Source organism: Bifidobacterium xylocopae (assembly GCF_003315615.1).
GTDB classification, from domain to species: domain Bacteria; phylum Actinomycetota; class Actinomycetes; order Actinomycetales; family Bifidobacteriaceae; genus Bombiscardovia; species Bombiscardovia xylocopae.
Map to the genome: position 1 here is coordinate 1 of NZ_PDCH01000008.1, position 19,872 is coordinate 19,872.

14 protein-coding genes are annotated in these 19,872 nt (G+C 67.1%); 2 read left to right on the forward strand and 12 right to left on the reverse strand.

Translation table 11 applies throughout. The features are described 5' to 3' along the window. Window positions 1-3,068, forward strand: a 3,068-nt coding sequence (locus CRD59_RS04745) for an RCC1 domain-containing protein (protein ID WP_113853552.1), incomplete at its 5' end; no start/stop codon positions are given. 390 nt (window positions 3,069-3,458) lie between these two features. Here the strand turns inward: CRD59_RS04745 and CRD59_RS04750 are convergent. The 3 genes from CRD59_RS04750 to CRD59_RS04760 form a co-directional block, all read right to left on the reverse strand. Beyond that, window positions 3,459-5,603, reverse strand: coding sequence for an isopeptide-forming domain-containing protein (locus CRD59_RS04750; RefSeq protein WP_113853553.1), 2,145 nt, complete (start codon window positions 5,601-5,603; stop codon window positions 3,459-3,461). A 301-nt stretch (window positions 5,604-5,904) separates the two neighbouring features. Further along, a complete protein-coding gene (locus CRD59_RS04755) occupies window positions 5,905-6,546 on the reverse strand; it encodes a hypothetical protein (protein WP_113853554.1) in 642 nt (213 codons plus the stop codon). Between the two features lie 18 nt (window positions 6,547-6,564). Continuing rightward, a complete protein-coding gene (locus tag CRD59_RS04760; RefSeq protein WP_113853555.1) occupies window positions 6,565-7,476 on the reverse strand; it encodes an HhH-GPD family protein in 912 nt (303 codons plus the stop codon). 78 nt (window positions 7,477-7,554) lie between these two features. Here CRD59_RS04760 and CRD59_RS04765 point away from each other — a divergent pair, with 78 nt between their 5' ends. Then, entirely contained in the window at window positions 7,555-8,208 is a 654-nt protein-coding gene (locus CRD59_RS04765) for a tRNA (cytidine(34)-2'-O)-methyltransferase (protein ID WP_113853556.1), read from the forward strand. 4 nt (window positions 8,209-8,212) lie between these two features. Here the strand turns inward: CRD59_RS04765 and CRD59_RS04770 are convergent, their stop codons facing one another. The 9 genes from CRD59_RS04770 to CRD59_RS04810 all read right to left on the reverse strand — a co-directional run bounded on the left by CRD59_RS04770 (window position 8,213) and on the right by CRD59_RS04810 (window position 19,870). Further along, on the reverse strand, window positions 8,213-9,256 hold the full coding sequence (locus CRD59_RS04770; protein WP_161522282.1) for a LacI family DNA-binding transcriptional regulator: 1,044 nt from the start codon (window positions 9,254-9,256) through the stop codon (window positions 8,213-8,215). Window positions 9,257-9,477: 221 nt separating this feature from the next. After that, window positions 9,478-10,737, reverse strand: a complete 1,260-nt coding sequence (gene galK, locus CRD59_RS04775) for a galactokinase (protein ID WP_113853558.1) — start codon at window positions 10,735-10,737, stop codon at window positions 9,478-9,480. A 90-nt stretch (window positions 10,738-10,827) separates the two neighbouring features. Further along, window positions 10,828-12,117 carry a galactose-1-phosphate uridylyltransferase gene (gene galT / locus CRD59_RS04780; RefSeq protein ID WP_113853559.1) on the reverse strand — a complete coding sequence of 430 codons (1,290 nt, stop codon included), beginning with the start codon at window positions 12,115-12,117 and terminating at the stop codon, window positions 10,828-10,830. Window positions 12,118-12,205: 88 nt separating this feature from the next. Next, window positions 12,206-13,042 (reverse strand): DeoR/GlpR family DNA-binding transcription regulator, encoded by an 837-nt coding sequence (locus CRD59_RS04785; RefSeq protein WP_113853560.1) that lies wholly within the window; start codon window positions 13,040-13,042, stop codon window positions 12,206-12,208. A gap of 171 nt (window positions 13,043-13,213) precedes the next feature. Continuing rightward, entirely contained in the window at window positions 13,214-13,939 is a 726-nt protein-coding gene (locus CRD59_RS04790; protein ID WP_113853606.1) for a polyprenol monophosphomannose synthase, read from the reverse strand. A gap of 95 nt (window positions 13,940-14,034) precedes the next feature. Next, window positions 14,035-15,339, reverse strand: a complete 1,305-nt coding sequence (locus tag CRD59_RS04795; protein ID WP_407923112.1) for an NADH:flavin oxidoreductase/NADH oxidase — start codon at window positions 15,337-15,339, stop codon at window positions 14,035-14,037. A gap of 159 nt (window positions 15,340-15,498) precedes the next feature. Next, on the reverse strand, window positions 15,499-17,700 hold the full coding sequence (locus CRD59_RS04800) for a transglycosylase domain-containing protein (RefSeq protein WP_113853561.1): 2,202 nt from the start codon (window positions 17,698-17,700) through the stop codon (window positions 15,499-15,501). 66 nt (window positions 17,701-17,766) lie between these two features. Next, entirely contained in the window at window positions 17,767-18,522 is a 756-nt protein-coding gene (locus tag CRD59_RS04805) for a Crp/Fnr family transcriptional regulator (RefSeq protein WP_113853608.1), read from the reverse strand. Between the two features lie 100 nt (window positions 18,523-18,622). After that, a complete protein-coding gene (locus tag CRD59_RS04810; protein WP_113853562.1) occupies window positions 18,623-19,870 on the reverse strand; it encodes a lipoate--protein ligase family protein in 1,248 nt (415 codons plus the stop codon). Window positions 19,871-19,872: the final 2 nt, after the last annotated feature.

Here is a 19,872-nt window from a genome sequence, read left to right on the forward strand (position 1 = left end):
CCACCCCCTTCTACCCCCCCCCCAGCCCCCCCCATTCCCGCCTCGCCACCGGCGACGCCGGAACCCCCTCCAGCTGGGGATTGAACCAGTACGGCCAGCTCGGCAACGGCAGCAGCGACCTCAACCCCCACCCCACGCCCGCGCGCATCATCGACCCGGCCCCCGACACCACCTGGAGGGCCATCAGCGCAGGCGACGACCACAGCCTCGGCATCGACAGCAACGGACACGCATACAGCTGGGGAAACAACGGCTACGGCCAGCTCGGCAACGGCAGCAGCGGCGGAGTCAACCCCACGCCCGGGCGCGTGACCGACCCGACCCCCAACACCACCTGGACAAGCATCAGCGCAGGCGGCGAGCACAGCCTCGCCATCGACAACCACGGACACGCATACAGCTGGGGAAACAACGACGCCGGCCAGCTCGGCAACGGCAGCATCGACAGCATCCCCCACCCCGCGCCCGCGCGCGTGACCGACCCAGCTGGCCAACCTAACACCACCTGGACCTCTATCAGCGCAGGGAGCTTCTACAGCCTCGCCCTCGACAACCACGGACACGCATACAGCTGGGGAGCCAACAGCTTCGGCGAGCTCGGCGACGGCACCACCACCGACCGCAACACGCCCGTGCGCGTCAAAGACCCGGCAGACCAACACGGCATCACCTGGACCGCCATCAGCGCAGGCTGGCAGCACAGCCTCGCCATCGACTACAACGGACACGCATACAGCTGGGGATACAACGAGTTCGGCCAGCTCGGCAACGGCAGCAACGACATGAACCGCCACCCCACGCCCGCGCGCGTGACCGACCCAGCTGGCCAACCTAACACCACCTGGACCTCTATCAGCGCAGGCTACGGGCACAGCCTCGCCCTCGACAACCACGGCCACGCCTACAGCTGGGGATACGGCGGCACGCTCGGTGATGGCACCGGCACCTACCAGAACACGCCCGTGCGGGTGGCAACGCCCCGGTACACCATCACCGGCGTCAGCGTGGGCGGCGCCGCCATCGGCGCCGGCGACCGGAGCGTGAACCCCAGGACCGGCGCCTGGGACATCACCCTGCCCTCCCACGCGCCCGGCAGGGTCGACGTGACCGTCACCTACCGGTACGAAGGACTGGACGCCAACAACAACGTGATCGCCAGCAACCTCACCACCACCGGCACCGTCACCCTGCACTACACGTACGCCACCCAATACACCGTGCGATTCAGCCTGGGCGACGCGGCCGGCCACACCAGCAGCCCCACACCCGCCGACCAGACCGTCTACTCCGACGACCCCAAGCCCATCACCTGGCCGCAGGACCCAGAATGGGAACACCACTGGCTGACCGGCTGGGCCAAGGCCGACGGCAGCAGCTGGGACTTCAACACACCCGTCACCTCCAACATGACCCTGACCGCCCAATGGCAGGCCTGGCAATTCACCCTCAACCCCGCCAGCGGACCCGACACCGGCGGCAACACCCTCCACATCACCCCACCCCCCAACCCCCCACTACCCCACTTCACCCAAATCAGCGCAGGCGCCTACCACACCCTGGCCATCGGCAGCGACGGCAGCACCTACGCATGGGGATACAACGACCACGGCGAGCTCGGCGACGGCACCACCACCTCCTGGCGCAACACGCCGGTGCGCGTGCACACGCCGGCCGGCGTGCGCTTCACCCAGGTCAGCGCAGGCAACAACTACAGCCTCGCCATCGGGGACGACGGACACGCATACAGCTGGGGAGGCAACGGCTGGGGCAATCTCGGCAACGGCAGCAGCGACGACAACATCTACACCCCCCACCCCACGCCCGCGCGCGTCACCGACCCGGCCGCCGACACCACCTGGACCACCCTCAGCGCAGGCGGCTACCACAGCCTCGCCATCGACAGCAACGGACACGCATACAGCTGGGGACGAAACGACTCCGGCCAGCTCGGCAACGGCAGCAGCGGCGGCATCAACCCCACGCCCGCGCGCATCATCGACCCGGCCGCCAACACCACCTGGACCACCATCAGCGCAGGCGACTACCACAGCCTCGCCATCGACAGCAACGGACACGCATACAGCTGGGGATGGAACAGCGGCGGCCAGCTCGGCAACGGCAGCAACGACCGCAACCCCCACCCCACGCCCGCGCGCGTGACCGACCCGGCCGCCGACACCAAATGGACCACCATCAGCGCAGGCACCGGGCACAGCCTCGCCATCGACAACCACGGACACGCATACAGCTGGGGATGGAACATAAACGGCCAGCTCGGCAACGGCAGCAACGGCACCAACCCACCCAACTATGACAACGCCGACAAGAACACCCCCGTACGCGTGACCGACCCGGCCGCCGACACCAAATGGACCACCATCAACGCAGGCTACAATTACAGCCTCGCCATCGACAACAACGGACACGCATACAGCTGGGGATGGAACCGGTCCGGCCAGCTCGGCGACAACAGCAACGGCACCAACCCACCCAACTATGACAACGCCGACAAACACACCCCCGTACGCGTCCACGACCCGGCCCCCAACACCACCTGGACCACCATCAGCGCAGGCTGGGGGCACAGCCTCGCCATGGACAGCAACGCACACGCATACAGCTGGGGATCGAACAACGCCGGCCAGCTCGGCGACAACAGCAACGGCACCAACCCACCCAACTATGACAACGCCGACAAGCACACGCCCGTCCCCGCCGGACTGCGCACCATCGCGGTCACCGGCATCACCCTCGACAGGAACGACGCCACACCCCCACCCGCCTGGAACACCGGCAGCCACACCTGGGACACCACAGCACCGGCCCACCCCGACGGACAGGTCACCGCCAACATCCACTGGACCCTAGGAGGCCAACCCCAACCCGACTACCCACTCACCTACACCTACACCCACCAATACACCCTGCCCAAAGCCGGCAGCATACCCATCCAACGACTCAGCGGAGGCACCCTCCTACTGCTCACCACCCTGGCCGCCCTCACCACCACAGCCCACCAACACGCCCGCAGACACCAGCCAGGCAGACACACCACCATCAGCGCCTAAACACCCAGGAGCGACACACACACCACGGCCCGGCGGCAACACACACCACCGGGCCGCTCCCATACCCACCGGCACACGAACACCAACCCCCACCCGCACCCTCCAGCCCGCCCGGCCCCACCGCCGGACCACCCTCCATTGTTTCGCACAAGGCCTTGCATACTTGCATAAGAGAAGCCACCAAAGTAAAACACCCAGCGCAATGCAGACACGCAGACAGGGACCGACCAATCACCACCCGGCAACCAGGATGGACCCCCACGACCGGACCCGTCCAGGCACAGACACGCGAACAGAAAGCAGGCCAGCTCACCCGCAAACCCGGGACCGCCCCGCACCGGACGCGGTACGGCCATACCGATCCCCGGCCGCACCGCCGGAGGCGAACCGCTATGCCGCCCTATGGTGCCCGTAGGGCAATCCGTCCCAGATGAGACGCCTGTGCGCCTGGTATCCGATGACGGCCATGATGGTCGTTCCGGCGAGCAGCATCAGTGCTATGCCGATCCCCCCGGTCAATGGCAGTGAGCCCACCCTCTCCGGGGCCGATTCGTCCGGCTTCCAGTTGACCACGCCCCGGGTCACGGGATCCCCGTTCAGGTCCTGGTAGCTGCCGGCCGGCGCATTCGACAGGTTGGCCTCGAATTCACCGAAGACCAGTCTGCCCATGTTCGCGGCCAGCCTGGTGCGGCCCTGCACGATCGCCTCCGGGGTGCGGCCCGCATACTCGCCGAGGTCCACGCTGGAGAAGGGCCGGCTGCTGAAACGGTAGACCGTGCCGTTCCTGTCCCTGGGCGCGGTCACCTCCACCAGGTCGTATCTCAGGTCTCCGGCCGGCTTGACCTTGCCGTCCGCCCCCAGGACCGGTATGCCGGTGAAAGTGACGATGCCCTGGCTCGTGGGACCGGATTGCAGGCCCGGCAGGCCGCTTGACTCATCACTGGTCTTGTTGGAGGTGGCCTGGATCCAGCTGACCCCGTTGGGCAGGGGCGAGCCCGCCGCGTGGAAGCGGCCGTCGGAGGCCAGGTGCAGGTTGCCGTCGCCGGGCTTCGCCAGGCGGAAGACCGCCCCGCTGAGTCCGGTGTCACCGTTGCGGCTGGTCTTGGCGAATTGGAAGCCGGCGGTGAGCACCCAGGCCTGGGCCCTGATGACGGGTCGGGCGGCAATGGCCCCGCCTGCGACGCTGGTGTTGTCCACATGATCCGCGGACACGGTGTTGAGCAGCTCACCGGTCGGGGCGGCCTCGGAGTCCCCCAGGCCGGTCACCACCGTATTGTATCTGATGGTCACCTTCATGTTCAGGTGCCTGCCCGGCAGGTCGGGGCGGAAGGCGGCGACCAGGTCATCGCGGACCCACCGGTACTGCAGGAAGGTCGTGCCTGCGGACCATGAATCGTACATGAGCAGGCTCTTGTGCGGCGCCTGGTTGTACATAGGCCAGCGCGGCGGGGATGCGGCCATGGGGCCATCGGTGGGCGAACCGGGGGCAAGCGGCAGGGGCAGGCCTCCGGAGCCGACCCAGGCGCCGGCCACGTTCTGCCAGTTCTGTTCGCACCGACCCAGATCGGTGGTATGCAGCTTGCCGTCCTCCTCCTCCCAGCTGGCGACCACGCTGGACGAACCCTGCGCATATGCCAGCGAGGAAGGCAGCCGGTCGGCGAGTTCGTAGCAGTCGGTGTGTCCACCGGAAATCGGGCAGGCGTCCAGCTCCTTCATGTCGAGTTTGCCGTCTCGGTTGAGCCCGCCGCCGGTGTTGCCGTCGTAAAAGCGTTGGTTTATCTCCCAGGTGACGGTGTCGCCCGCCTGGGCCACCAGGTCGGAGCGGACCCGGCCGCCCGCGTCCTTGACTTCGACGGCCCGCTTGGTCAGCTGGTTCTCCGTCATGTTCTTGGGGAAGAGGTGGAGGTTGTAGACGAACCCTTCCACCGAGGTGGTCGAGGTCACGCGGCCGCTCGCGTCGGTCGTCTTCGTGGTGTTCCTGGCGCTGTAGGGCAGGCCGAAGATACTGTCCTTGGCCGCCGCGTAGTCCGAGCCGGAATAGGGGGTGCCGCTCTCATGCAGCAGGTAGTAGTGCACGCCCGCCGGAAATTCGGCCGCCGCTCCGTCCTTGGTCCACACGCCCGGTCCGGTGCCCGTACCCACCTGGATGGCCCCCTTGCTGTCGGTCGTGCCCTTGTAGACCATGCCTGGCACCGTGCTGAAGCCGCTGGGCGGCGTGGCCTGCATGTCGGAGATCTTGCCGGTGGGTCGGATTTCGGTCAGGGTGAATTCGACGCCGATGCCGGGTGCCATGAGCGCCTTGAAGGAATCCTGGTGGGAGCCCGTGGCCTTGTGCCCATCCATTTGCGTCAGGCGCTTGAACAGCGAGAGATTCGGTTTCTTGCCGGGATCGGGGTTGATGCCTGCCACGAAGTCGTCCGCGCTGTCATAGGTCGAACTGGTCGTATCCGCCTGCGCCGGCCAGACCGTCAGCAGGGCCATGGCGGCGCAGACGACGACCGCCGACAGCCGGGCGACAACCTGCCTGACGCGCATGATGGCACCACCTTAGAAGCATGGGACACGGAACGCCCCGCCAAGAGCCTATGGGGGCACCCACGTTATGAACTCCGACCGTTGAAACCCGGACCAGGACGCCACCCCCGACGCCTGCCGGAACCGTCCCACTATACCCCGGCCATGCCTTCTGCGGACGGCCATCAGACCACGCCCACGCAAATTCAGCACAAGGCGCAGAGCGCCTCCCCGGCGGGCCTTTCGCCCCCGTCCGCCGAATCCGCCTCGGGCAGAGACCCACCCCTCCGGCTGGTTTGTTCCCCGGCGGCTACTGCACGATCTACTGCACGATGAGCGGTACGGGCTGTGAGGCTATCTTGCTGTTGGATTTCAGGACCAGCTGGGCCTTGTAGGAGCCGGCGTTGACGGTGGGCAGCTGGTCGTCGGGCTGGCATTGGCCGCCCGTTGAATTGGCGTTCCAACGCAGCTTCTGGTCGTCGTGGTCGCCTTGCGCCATGAGCAGAAGACGGCTGTCGGCCGGGCAGGAATCCGATCGCCAGATGGTCTGATCGCCGGAGGTGATGACCAGCACCCGGGAGGCGTTCGACCCATCCACCAGACAGGACCGCGTGCCCTTATGGCGCATGGTCGCAGTGAATTCCACGTAGCCGCCTACATTGGTGGTCGGCTCGGGCGCGCTCAGGGAAAGCTCCAGGTCCGAAGGCGTGCAGAAGGGGACGCTTGGCTTTGCGCCGGCCCTGCCTTTCGCGTCTTTCCCGGTCTTCTGCCTGCCTTCGCGCCCCACCGCGGCGGCCTGCCCGCCGGCCGTGGTCGCCTTGGCCTCGCGCGAAGCGCTGAGTGCCCGCACACCCGTGGCGATCCCCCACACCAGGGCGACAAGCAGGGCCAGGGCGATCAGAAGCGCGACGATGCGGCGCCGGCGATACACCCTGCGCTGTTGTTCACTGATCCTGCCCTTCATACGACCCATTCTACCGAATCAGGAAGGCAGCCGCGCACCCCCGCCCGGCTCGATCTCAATCAGCCCGTCCTCGTCCAGGGAAGCCAGGCAGGCGCCCAATTGTGAGGCATCGGGCCACAGGGCCTCCACCCGCCCCTTGGGCAGGACGCTCCCGGCGGGCAGCTCGCGCAAGGCTGCCAGTATCAGCCCCCGGACCTGCCTGTCGGTGCCCTGGAAGCGCTGACGGGGGCGGGTCCGCCCCTGGCCCAGGCCCGGCCGCCCGGCTGCCAGGAAGGCGCACAGCCCATTCACAGGGCAGTCCTGGCAGGCCGGCGACTTGGCGGTGCAGACCGTGGCCCCCAATTCCATCGTGGCCTGGTTCCACACCACGGACCGGTCGGCTTCCGGAGGCAGCACCCGCTCGGCCAGTTCCCTGTCCGCCGGCCTGGCCGCGCCGCCGTGCGATTCCACTCCCGCGAAGACCCGGCTCAGGACCCGGCGGATGTTGGTGTCGATGACGGCGATCCGCTGCCCGTAGGCGAAGGCGAGGACCGCGCTGGCCGTATAGTCGCCGATGCCGGGCAAGGAAAGCAGGGTCCCGTAGTCCCGGGGCAGCCGCCCCTGGTACTGCTCGGCCACCACCCTGGCGCATTCCTGCAGGCGCAGGGCCCTGCGGGGGTAGCCCAGCCTCCCCCATGCCGTGATCACCTCGGCGGTGGAGGCGGCGGCGAGCGCCTGCGGGGTGGGCCAGGCCTTCATCCATGCGGTCCAGTAGGGCACCACGCGGCTCATCTGAGTCTGCTGGCTCATCACCTCGGAGACCAGGATCCCCCAGGGTGTGGTTCGTCCGAACCGCCAGGGCAGGTCGCGCGCGTGCCCCTCCCACCAGGCCGCCAGCAGCCGCTGCGCCCGCCGTGCATCCGGTGACCCGGCCTGTTTCGTCTGTGCCATAAGCCCCCATTGTCCGGGCATCGCCTGACTTTCGGGACCGTGTTCGCCTGTCGCTTGAAGCGGTTAGGTTTAGGGGTTATGAGTCAGTCAGAGCATACGTCGGACGGCAACGCCCCAGGGCGGGTCGAGGCCATGTATGAGTACGGGTATCGCAAGGCGGGCTATGGGCCGGACGAGCTGGTCACGGACGCGCACGGGAACCCGATTTCGGTGACCGATGCCATGATGAAGGCGGCGGACGCGGCCAGGCAGGTCACCTCCACCCCCCACCTGTGCTACTACTCGCCGCGCATCCCCGGCAACACCGGCTCGGCCATCCGCCTGTGCGCGGTGACCGGCTCCATCCTGCACCTGGTCGAACCCCTGGGCTTCAACCTGCGCGATACCAAGCTGCGCCGGGCCGGGCTGGACTACCACGATATGGCGCATGTGGTCCTGCACCCCGACTTCGACGACCTGGTCCGCTCCATGCCCGACTCGCGCATCATCGCCTTCACCGCGCATGCGACCAAGCTCTACACCGAAGTGGAATACCGCCCCTCCGACATCCTCCTGTTCGGCCCGGAACCGGGCGACATCCCCGACCCGATGGACATCATGGCCGGCCCGCACGTTGCCGAGCAGGTGCGTCTGCCCATGCGCCCCTCCCTGCGCTCCCTCAACCTGACCAACTGCGCCTCGATCGCCATCTATGAGGCCTGGCGCCAGCTGGGCTTCGCCGGCGGTCGGTGAGCGTTCACCGAGCGCGCTGCGGGGGCCGCGCTGTCGAGCCGCGCAGCATCAGGATGGGGTCGGCCAGCGAGTGCCGCTCCTCGGGTTCCTCACCCCTCATCAGCGCCAAAGCCTTGTCCGCGGCTGATCGGGCCATCTCCTCCGGGTTCTGGTGGACCGTCGTCAGGTCCGCGGCGGCCGCCACGTCGGCGTCATCGAATCCGACGACGGACATGTCCTGGGGCACGCGGATTCCATACTTGCGCAGCCCACCGATCAGGGCGATCGCATATCCGTCCGATTCCACGCACAGGGCGGTCGGCATCGGGTCCAGGGCCAGGACCCTGGCGACGCCGGAACCGACCGCTTCGTCATAGGTGCGGTAGTCGGCCCTTCTGCCCACGTCGATCCGCAGGAGGTCGCGGGGCTGGAAGCCCATCGCCAGCGCGGACTCCATGAAGGCGTCGCCGCGTCGTTGGGAGCTGAATTCGAAATCGCCCGGTTCAGGCATGCCCACATACGCCATACGGCGGTGACCCAGCCGCTTGAGGAGGGCGACGGCGTCATGCATCCCCTTGCGGTCGTCCAATAGGACGGAGGCGTCGAAGCCTTCGATTGTCCTGGAGTCCAGGCCGACCGTGGGGATGGTCAGCCGTTTGAGGATGTCCGTTTCCCCGCTCCCCAGGTTGATTGAGGCCACGATGACCGCGTCGACGTTGCGGTCGGCGGGCAGGCGGGAGAAGAAGGCGCTCAGCTGCTCATAGGTGCTCACCGTACTGGGGATCAGGTCGTAGCGCTGGGGGTAGAGCACCTCGTAGGCCCCTTGCAGGACCGAGGCGTCGAACCAGGTGTTCAGCTTGTCGGAGAACAGCAGGGAGATTCGCATGGTCTTGCCGGAGGCCAGGGACGACGCGTTCCGGGAGAAGGAGAAATGCAGGCGGTCCGCCGCCTGGCGCACGCGCGCTCGGGTCCCCTCGTCCACCTTGTCCAGACCCCGCAAGGCGCGGGAGACGGTCGAGTCGGAGACCCCGGCCTCCACGGCCACCTCATGCAAGGTAACCCTTACCATCCTCCCCACCTTTCCGGTTCGTTCCCCGCCCGGACGCCACAGGCGGTGATCGGGCCGGAACAAGCCAGAACACCTTATCATGGACCACTGGCCCCAGTACCGGAATACAAGCGCTTGCAGCAAGGACGGCCCCGGTTCCCCCGAGCGCGACCGACCCGGCTTCCCCGACGGGCGCTGCGGCCACGGGGCCTGCAGTCCACCGGGCGGACCCTTGGGACGGCTCAGCCCTCGCGCTGCGCCGGGGACGAGGCCAGGGCCGCGAGCGCGCGGGGCCTGCCGAAACCACGGCGACCGAACTCGTCGGCCACTGCGGAGGCGACGTCGCGTGAGCGCCCCGCGTCCACCAGGGCTATGATCGAACCCCCGAAACCGCCGCCGGTCATGCGGGCGCCGTAGGCCCCCTCGGACCGGGCCACATCCACGGCCACGTCCAGCTCGGGCACGGTCACCTCGTAGTCGTCGCGCAGGGAATCATGCGAGGCGTTGAAGAGCTCACCGGCCCGTTTTACGTCACCGGCGCCGAAGGCCTCAACGAACCGCCCCACCCGACCGATCTCGGTGATCACATGCCGCACACGCCTGCGCTGGGTGGGGTCGTCGAGCCTGGTTAGCACCGCCTCCAAGGCCCGCCCCGGGTCGTCCGAAGCCGCGACCTGATCGGCCGGAACGCGCAGGCTCCCCACACCGAGCGCCTGCGCCGCCTGCTCGCATGAGCGCCTGCGCGCCGCATACTGGCCGTCGTTGAGCCGGTGGGGGGCCCGGGTGTCCAGGACCAGCAGCTCCAGGCCATGGGACTGCAGGTCGAAGGGCACCTGCCTGGCCGATTCCAAGGCCGACAATCCGGGCCGGAAGTCCAGCTCGATCGCATGCCCGGCCCGGCAGCGCATGGAGGCCGACTGGTCCATACCGCCGGTCGAGGCGCCGGCCATGTCGTTCTCGGACCTGATCGCCGCGTCGATGAGGGTCAACCGTCCCTGGTCGGAACCACCGAAACCCAGTCCGTACACCTCGTCCAAGGCCAGGGCCGTCGAGCATGTCATGGCCGCCGATGAGGACAGCCCCGATCCCACCGGCACACAGGAGACGAAAGCCGCATCGAAACCCCGCACCTGGTCGAACCCGGCCTGGCGCAAAGCCCATGCCACACCGACCGGGTAAGCGGCCCAGCCCTTGACGCCACCCGGCTTGAGCCCGTCCAGGCTCGCCTCCTCAGGACTGTCCGGGGACAAGGAGGAGACCAGACGCACCCTCCCGTCCCGGCGCGCACCCAAGGCCAGGAAAGTCCGGTGGGGCAGGGCGATCGGCAGGCACAGGCCGGCGTTGTAGTCGGTATGCTCCCCAATCAGGTTCACCCGGCCCGGCGCCGACCATACGCCGTCGGGCGCCTTGCCGAAGGTCCTGCTGAAGAGCGCGGCCGCCTGGCCGGCCCCCTCACCATCGGCCCCGGTGGACAAGGCCTCCACGAATTCCACAGTCTTCATCGTCCTCGCTCCTTTGCGTGCTCCATCGTGTACGACTTCCGCCACGGCCCGCGCCGCGACCGCAATGCACGGCCTTGCCTGACGGGTGCCTCAGCCCCGGTCGGCCAGGTCCACCGGACCCAGCTCGTGGAAGCGGCCGGCGATCCGCTCGGGTGTGGTGTCGGATATCCAGGCTCCCATGCCGGACTCGGATCCCGCCAGGTACTTGATCTTGTTCGCGGCCCGCCGGAAGGAGAAGAACTGCAGGTTCAGCCGGTAGTTCACCCGGCGCGCGTCCCGCACCGGGGCCTGATGCCAGGCCGCTATGTAAGGCAGGTCCATCCCCCGGCCGTCCCCCTTGTCGAAGAAGGCGTTGCCGCGCCTGAGCAGGGTCGAGTACATCTGTGCCAGGTCCCACCGCTCCTGGTCATCCAGCTGGTCGATCGACAGCACACCGTCACGCACCGGGGCCACATGCACCTCCAGGGGCCAGCGGGCAGCCGCCGGCACGTATGCCACCCAGGAGTGGTTGCGCATGATCACGCGTTCGCCGGCCTCCAGTTCGGCGGCCAGGATGTCCTTCAGAAGATTCCCTCCGGTGCGCTCGTGATAGGCCTCGCTCTGCCGGAGCTCGGCCTCCAGGCGCGGCGCGATGAAGGGGTATGAGTAGATCTGGCCATGCGGATGGGCCAGGGAGACGCCGATCTCCTGCCCGTGGTTCTCAAAGGGGAAGACCTGCTCGATGCCGTCCAAAGCGCTCAGCTCAGCGGTGCGGAAGGCCCAGGCCTCCACGACCGTGCGGAGCCGCCTTACCGGCAGCTCGGCGGGCAGCGAGGATTCATCCGGGTCGAAGCAGACCACTTCACAGCGGCCGTTGGCCTCGCGCCGCGGCCACAGGGGGTTGCCATCCACATAGGAGGTCGCGGTGCCGGCCCCGGGGACCTGCATCATGGAGGGGAAACGGTTCTCGAACACGACGACGTCATAGTCGGTGTCCGGCACTTCGCCGTCCTGATAGGGGTCGCCCGGCTTGCGGGCCGCCAACGGGTTCCCGCTGGCCGTCGCGCCGGGGCCTGCGGTGATCGGGCGGTTCATGCGGGCCGTGGCCATCGGTATCCAGTCGCCGGTCAAGGGGTCCCGCCTCATCTGCGGGGCCTGGACGGGGGCGGGGTTGCCGTCGGCGTCCACACCGGGGGCGAACCGGTCGGCCAGCGGACGGGGGTCCTTCAACTCGCGGGTCCTGGCCCCCGAGACGTACGCGGGGTCATCGTCCAAGTAGAAGAACTGCCGCCCATCGGACAGAATGGTCGGGGTGATGCGGATATGCGCGCGCGCATAGGCCCCGGGATGGTACCGCTCGAACTCGTAAGCCCCGGACCCTGCCTCTTCCTTGCGGCTCATGGAAACCTGCCTTCCTGCTCTTTTGTTCACGCTCGTAGGCCCACGACGGTGGCGCCTGCGGGTACAAGCCTGTGCGACCCTGCCGGCCTTATTCCCCGCCTTCGGCGGCGACCGCACCGCCCTCCTGGTCCGTGGGGGCCAGGACCAGTTCGCGCACCAAGGCGCGGGTCTCGTCCGCCGAAGCCTGGTCCAGGCCGTCGTCGGTGACCACCGTGTCCACCTGGTCGAAGGAGGCGAACAGGGACAGGGACGTGCAGGACCATTTGGTGTGGTCGGTCAGGATGATGGTGCGGTCGGCGATGTCCATCAGGGCCATGTCGGTGGCGGCCTCCAAGGAGTTGGGCATCAGGAACCCCCTCGGAATCGAGACCGAGTGGGTGCCGAGGAAGACGGTGTTGACGCGCAGGGAGGCCACGACTTTGTCGGCGATCGGACCGACCAGGGAGTTGGAACGGGTGATGACGCCCCCGGTGACGATCACCTCCACCTCCTTGCTTTCCATGGCCTGGACCAGTTCAGCAACCGGTATGGAGTTGGTGAGTATGGTGATGCCCTCGCACCGGCGCGATTCGAGCAGGTGCTGGGCGAAGACATAAGCCGTGGTGCCGCCGCCGATGGCTATCACGTCGCCGGGCGAGACGTAGGAGATCGCACGGCGGGCGATGGAGTCCTTCAAACCCATGTCCATCTGCGACTTGACGGAGAACAGGGGCTCGGCCAGCAGCGAGGAGGTGGTCACGGCACCGCCATGCACCCGCTTGAGGAGGCCTTTGTCGGCCAAGTCGGCGATGTCGCGCCGGATGGTCATCGCCGAGACCCCAAGCTCCTTGGATAGGGCCGTGATTCTGACAGCGCCACGGGTTCGAAGCCGGTTCAGGATGAGATGCTGCCGCTGTGAAGAAATCATATGAACATTATCGCACACATTCAACCATCTGAGCAAGCCGCTGTCATGCAGGCCTGGAAAACGGCACGAAACCCCGCCAAACCGCTGCTATCACCGCATGGTCCGCCCATTCGGCGACTATTCGCCCGCTCCGCGAACCGCACAGCCAGGACCGCATGTGTGTGATTCGGCAGGGAAACGCACACGCCGTCAGCGGCCTGCGGGGCCTCGGCCGAAGCATCCACGGACCCGCTCAAGCCCCCATCCGGTGACCCTGACCATGGCCTCCAGGACGATGGACGGCCCCATCTTGGACACACCCTGCGTGCGCTCGACGAACACTATGGGCAGCTCCACCACTATGCCGCCTGCTGCGAGGATGCGACGGAGCATGTCGATCTGGAAGACATAGCCGGAGGATTCCACGCTCCCCAGGTCCACCCGGCGCAAGGCCCAGGACCGGTAGGCCCGGAAACCGGCGGTCGCATCCCGCACCCGGATCCCCAAGGCGTGCCTGGCGTACCAGGACCCCAGTCGCGAGATCAGGTCACGGTACCAGGGCCAGCCCGCAGTGGCACCGCCGCTGACCCGACGGGAGCCTAAGACCAGGGCCACCTGGGGGCGCCGGTCCAGCAGGGCCAGCAGCCGGGGCAGGTCCTGCGGGCGATGGGAGCCGTCCATGTCCATCTCGCAGATGACGGCGAACCCCCGCTCCAGACCCCAGGCGAACCCTGCGAGGTAGGCCGGGCCCAACCCCCTGGGTCCCTCCCGGTGCATCACGTGCACACGCCGATCACCGGCGGCGATGGAATCGGCCAGGCGGCCGGTGCCGTCGGGCGAACCGTCATCGACCACCACGATCGAGATGTCCGGACAGGCTTCGAGCACCTGGCCGACGGTCCGCCCGATGGTACCCGCCTCGTTGTATGTGGGCATGACCACAAGGACGCCATCGCCACTGCCCAGGCCGGCGGTCCGGTCGGACCGGTCCGTCGGGGATGCGTAGGCGGGGGCGCGGGAGGACGTGTGTGTCATCGCTTGGTGCCGAAAGCCGCCCGTACGTATTGCTCGGGATAGGGGGCGCGATCGGTGGGCAGCCCCAGCTTATAGGCCGCCCGCAGGGGCCAATAGGGGTCGCGCAGGCCGGCGCGCCCGATTTCGACCGCATCCGCCTGCTCATGCTTGACGATCCGCTGGGCCTGCTTGGGCTTGGTGATCAGCCCGACGGCGGTAGTGGGCACCAGGGCCTTGGACCGTATCCGCTCGGAGAAGGGCACCTGATAGTTCGGCTTGGCCGGCGTATGGACCCCGTGCACGATCTGGCCGGTCGACACATCGATCAGGTCCACGCCGCGCGCCTTCAACGCCCGCGCCAGCTCGATGGTCTGGGCCAGGTCCCAGCCGCCATCTCCGGCCCAGTCCGTCGCCGAGACCCGCACCAGCAGGGGCATGCCCCTGGGGATGACGGCACGCACCGCTTCGCTTACCTCCAAGGTCAGCCGCATGCGGTTGTCCAGGCTGCCGCCGTAGTCGTCCGTACGCTGGTTGCTAATCGGATCCAGGAATTCGGAGAGCAGGTAGCCGTGGGCGGCATGGATCTCGATACCGCCGAATCCGGCCTGCACCGCCCTCTGGGCTGCGGAGGCGAAATCACGGACCACGCCCCGTATGTCTTCGACGCTCAGCTGCGTGGGCTCCTCCATCCTCCCATAGGCCAGGGGGCTGGGCGCTTCAGGCCGCCAGCCGCCTTCGCCCTCCGGCACGGTCCGCCCGATGTATCCCAAGGGGGTGCAGCCCGAGGAGCCCTTGCGGCCCGAGTGGTTGAGCTGGACCACCGGTAGGGCGCCGGCCGCTCGGACATCCGCCGCGATCCGCCGGAACGCCTCGGCTTGGGTGTCGTTCCACAGTCCCAGGTCGCAGGGGGAGATCCGCCCCTTCGGGCTTACCGCGGTTGACTCCACAATCACCATCCCGAACCCTCCCAGGGCCCTTGAGACGTAATGCTGGTAGTGGAAGTCCGTGGGCACGCCGTCCTGGCGGGCCACCGAGTACATGCACATGGGCGGCAGCCATATGCGGTTGCGAATCCGTTCATGGCCCAGGTCGATCGGGTCGAAGAGCCCGGGCGCGTGGGCTCCGGACCGTTGGGCGGCTGCTGCCTGCTCCCGCTCGGCATGCCTGACCCGTGCGGCTTGTTCCTTTTCGCGCCCCTTGCTGTCTGCAGCTACCGGATTGTCCACCGCCGCGCCGGCCCCTTCGCCCGACGAGGCATGGCGTCCACCCCTGCGGGTCCCGGCTGCCATCCCCCTCGTCACTGCATCATCATTCGTCATCATCCACCCTCGGCTCTGATTGCGCGATACCGCCTTGTTTCAGCGTCAGCTGAACCGTGCGCCCCGGACCCCTTGGCATTCCGGTCCCGGTACGGTCGGGCGCAGCCTTGCCACCATTCTATGCGTGCGACGACGCGGATTCCAGAAGCCGGAGCCGTCCACTTACCGCCGGCGGGGTTGCTGCTGCCCGGGGAGGGGCTGGCTGTTCTGGGCCTGTGGCTGCGCACCGCCGGTGTACTTGGGGTCGGGGTTGCCATAGCCGTTGTCCGCGGGGATGCCGGCGGCGTTCAGGTAGTTGTTCATGAACATCTTCCAGGCAGGTGTCGCAATGTACATGCCGTACCAGGCCCCACGGGTGATGCCGTTGATGGTCATGCCATTGAAGGACACCGATCCCTCGGCGTTGCCGACCGCCACATAGGAGGCCACCTGGGGCACGAAACCGCCCGTGAGCATGTAGGTGTCCTCGTTCGTGCCAGTCTTGGCGAAGGTCTTGCGACCCCCGTCGAGCTGGGTCATCGAAGCCTCGCCGCCAGGCTGGACGACGCCCTGGTTCAGGGCGTAGGCGGTCGTCTCCGCGATGTTCGGGTCGATTGCCTGGTGGCAGTTGGCCGATGGCACCTGTATCTGCTTGCCGCCCTTGTTGACCACTTTCTTGATGGCGATGGGCGAGCACTCCACCCCCTTGGCCGCGATCGTGGCATACATGTTCGCCATGGTCAGCGGAGAGGCCGAGGAGGAGCCGATCGTCATGGTCGGCTGGAAGGAGTTGGTCGAATGGACGTCCATCTGGTCCTTGGCTGAATTGTGATACCCCATCTCCTGGGCGGTGTCCGCTATCGAGCACAGACCGATCTGTTGGGCCATGGAGGCCTGGGTCGTGTTATGGGAGCGGATCAGGCCCTGCAGGGGGGATTCGGGTGAAGTGGTGCCGCCGCCCGAGTTCTCCACATGCCAGGAGTCTGTGCCGAAGGCGTACTGCTGGCCGTCCGAGCCTGTGCAGTTGAAGGAGCTCTTAGGATAGGAGGTCGAGGTGCGCAGGGCTTGGTTGATCGACTTGCCCGCCTTCATCCAAGCCACCATGTTGATCGGTTTCCAGGTTGACCCCACCTGGAAGCCCCAACCACCGCCGTCCACCTGGTCGACCGCATAGTTGATGGCCGTACGGGTTCCACCGCCCGAATTCTCGGTCGCGTCGTAGACGCGGTTCAGGCCGAAGCCAAGCACCTCGCCGGTACCGGGCTTTATCGCCGCTATGGCCACTTCGAAGCCGGACCGGTCCTCCACCGGGATGGTGGCCCTGGCGGCGTTCATGGCCGCGTTGTTGGCATTCACGTCCATGGTGGTGTAGATATCCAGCCCGCCCTCTTTCAGCAGCTTGTTGCGGTCCTCCTGGGTCTTGCCGAACTCCTTGGAGTTCAGGATCTGCTTGGACACGTAGTCACAGAAGAATGCCGCGTCACCGGCGGTCTGGCAGCCGGCGTTCACATCCTGCACATGCAGCATGGCCTCCAACGGCTTGGCCTTGGCCTTATCGCGCTGTGCTGGGGTGATGTAGTTCTCCTGGGCCATCAGGTCCAGGACGATGTCTCGCTGCTCCTGGGAGGCCTTGGGGTCCACCGTCGGATCGAACTTGGAGGGATTCTTGGTCACGGCCGCGATCGTGGCCGCCTCCCCGGGATCCAGGTCCTTGGCCGACTTGTTGAAGTAGCGGCGGGCCGCCGTCTCCACTCCATAGGTGTTGGTGCCGAACTGGGCTATGTTCAGATAGCCCTGGAGAATCTCCGCCTTGGTGTAACGCTTCTCCATCTGCACCGCGATCAGCATCTCGCGCATCTTGCGTGCGATGGTCTCCTCGCGTGCGTGGTATTCGGCGATCGGGTCGTTGTTCTCCTCCGCCTGGTTCATCAGCACGTTCTTGACATACTGCTGGGTCAGCGAGGAACCACCCTGCGTGTCGCCCTGCTTGACATAGGTCTGGATGAAGGCACGCAGCACGCCTTGGGTGTCGACGCCTGCATGTTCGAAGAAACGCCGGTCCTCACGGGCCACCACAGCCTTCTGCATGGGGTCCGAGACATCCTTGAGGGGCACCACCACCCTGTTCTGGGCGTAGAAGGTGGCCAGCACGGTGTGGCCGTCCGAGGCGTAGAGCCTGGACTGCTGGGGCAGGTCGTTGACGTTGAAGTCGACGTTCTCGACGGTCAGGGAGGGCAGCATGCGCTTCGCCGCGGCATTCGCCCCGTAGACGCCGGGAAGAAGGAAACCGGAGACAACCACACCACCGGCCACGCAGAACAGCAGGTAGGCGAGCAGGAGGATGAGAAAGCGGTGGACCGTCATCGACTTCTTGTTTTCTGGCATGGCTTCCATTCTATGACTGTGGCTCTACCTGCCGCCGCGCCGCTTCCGCGGCCGTACGACCCTGTTTCACATGCGCGAGCGACGAATCAGCGCACCCGGATGGTAGATGATGATGGTACGACCTTTACGAGAAATCCACTTGCGGTTGGAAAAGTCCATCAGCGCCTTGTTCACGGTCTCCCGGGAGGCGCCCACCAGCTGGGCCAGCTCCTCCTGGGTCAGGTCGTGGGGGACCATCAGCCCCTGCTCGAACGGTTCTCCGAAGCGCCTTGCCAGGTCTATCAGCGTCTTGGCCAGGCGGGCCGGCACGTCCATGAAGACCAGGTCGGAGATGCGCTCGTTGTTGGCGCGCATGCGGCCTGCGAGGACCTGGAGCATGTCAACGGCCACACGCGGGTGCTGGTCCAGCCAGGAGAACAGGTCGTCCCGCTCCAGGGCGGCCACCTTGGAGTCATTGACCATGACGACCGCAGACGCCGTCCTGGTCCCGCCGGCCGGGTCGAAGACCGGAATCTCGCCCAGGATCTCGCCCCGGCCGTGGATGCTCAGCAATTGGATGCGGCGGTCGGGCGACTGGCGCACCAGCTTCACCCTGCCGCGCTCCAACAGGTACATGCGCCGGTCCGTATCGCCTTGACGGAAGATCGTCGCACCCTTCGGCAAGGTGTATTCCTTCAACGCCCCGATGAGCTGGTCCGCTTCGCTGCGTGCCGCCTGATTGAACAGCGGGGTCTGTAAGAGCGCGTTGTCCTCTTTGGGAATCTCGTTGACCTTTCTCACCACCGCCGACCAGCTTTCTGTCTCGTCTGACCTGTCGTCCATACCGGTGCGTGTGCAGCCCTGGCACGGCGGCATCCGGTCGAACGAGCCCGGCCCCACACGGGTGCCGGAAGGCACACGCGGGTGACCAAACCCCAATCCATCATACGATATAAGCCGTCCAAGCCGCCTGGGAGAAGCGTTCGGCGGCCAGTCGCCTGGCGGCGCAGACCACATGTCCTCCCACGGGTGCCAGCCGGGCCCTGGGAGCCAGATCCGGCAAGCCCTCCAGAAGTGCGGTCACCAGCTGCCGGCGGCCGAGGGCGGTCTGCGCCGAAAGGGGGTCCACACGCGAACGTGCCGAGCGTACGGCCTTGTCCCGCATCTTCTCATCGGAGACCTTGAGCACCTGGAGCATCAGATCGGCATCCATCCGGTACGAGAGCATGTCGTGGTGGAGGATGCCGCCATCCTCGCCGGGGCCGCCCGGCAGCCGCCGCTGGGCGGCCCCTCCGATCTTGCCCCGTCTGGAGGCTATGTCGTTCATGCCCGACCAGCCTACGTCGAAGCCCAGCCTGCCCAGCCCTTCGAGGAGCCACAGGTCATTCAGCCGGTAGGTGGAGGCCGTGTCCAGGCCGTCGGCGAAGGAGGCGGGCACGGTCAGGGAATAGGTGATGACGTCATCGGGCTGGGCGAACATGGCCCCTCCCCCGGTCACCCGCCGTACGACGGTGAACCCCAGCTCCCGCGCACGCTCCTGGTCCACCTCGGCCCCCAGGGATTGGAAACGGCCGATCACAACGGTCGGAGCGGTCAGATTCCAGATGCGCAGGGTCGGCGGTTGCGACCCCTCCCGCACGGCTCGGACCATGGCCAAGTCCAGGGCCACCTGCTCGGCCGGCGGCCTGGGTTCGTCCACGCTGACCCGCAAGGGCAGGTGCCCCCAGCGCCGCCGCCACTCGGACAGGTCTGCCACGTCAAGGTCAGCCACCCGCAACAGGTCCCCGCTGCCACCGACGGCGGGCCCCGGCCTGTCATCGGTCTCGGGGGGCTGTACACCCCCCTGGCTCAGGGCGCGCAGGAAGGCCCGGGTCATGGTAGCGGCATCCGCGCCGATCAGCCTGCCCTCGTGCGCGCTGATGACCTGGCCCAGCTCGCGCTCGACCAGGCCTGGCTCGATCGGTGGGGCGAAACCCTCCATCCGCCGTTCGAGCCGGTCGATGACCGTGGCAGCGGCGGCGCCCCCCTCCAGAAAGAAGTCGCCATCAATCCTGCAGGACACGATCCGAACCGGCTGCGACGGTACGGTAGGTGCGGAGGGGTCGGCCGCCAGGCAGACTGTTATGGCTGCCAGCTTGCCGCCGGAGAGTTTGGCTTCACCCCTGAAGCAAGCGCAGGTTTGCTCAGGCATGG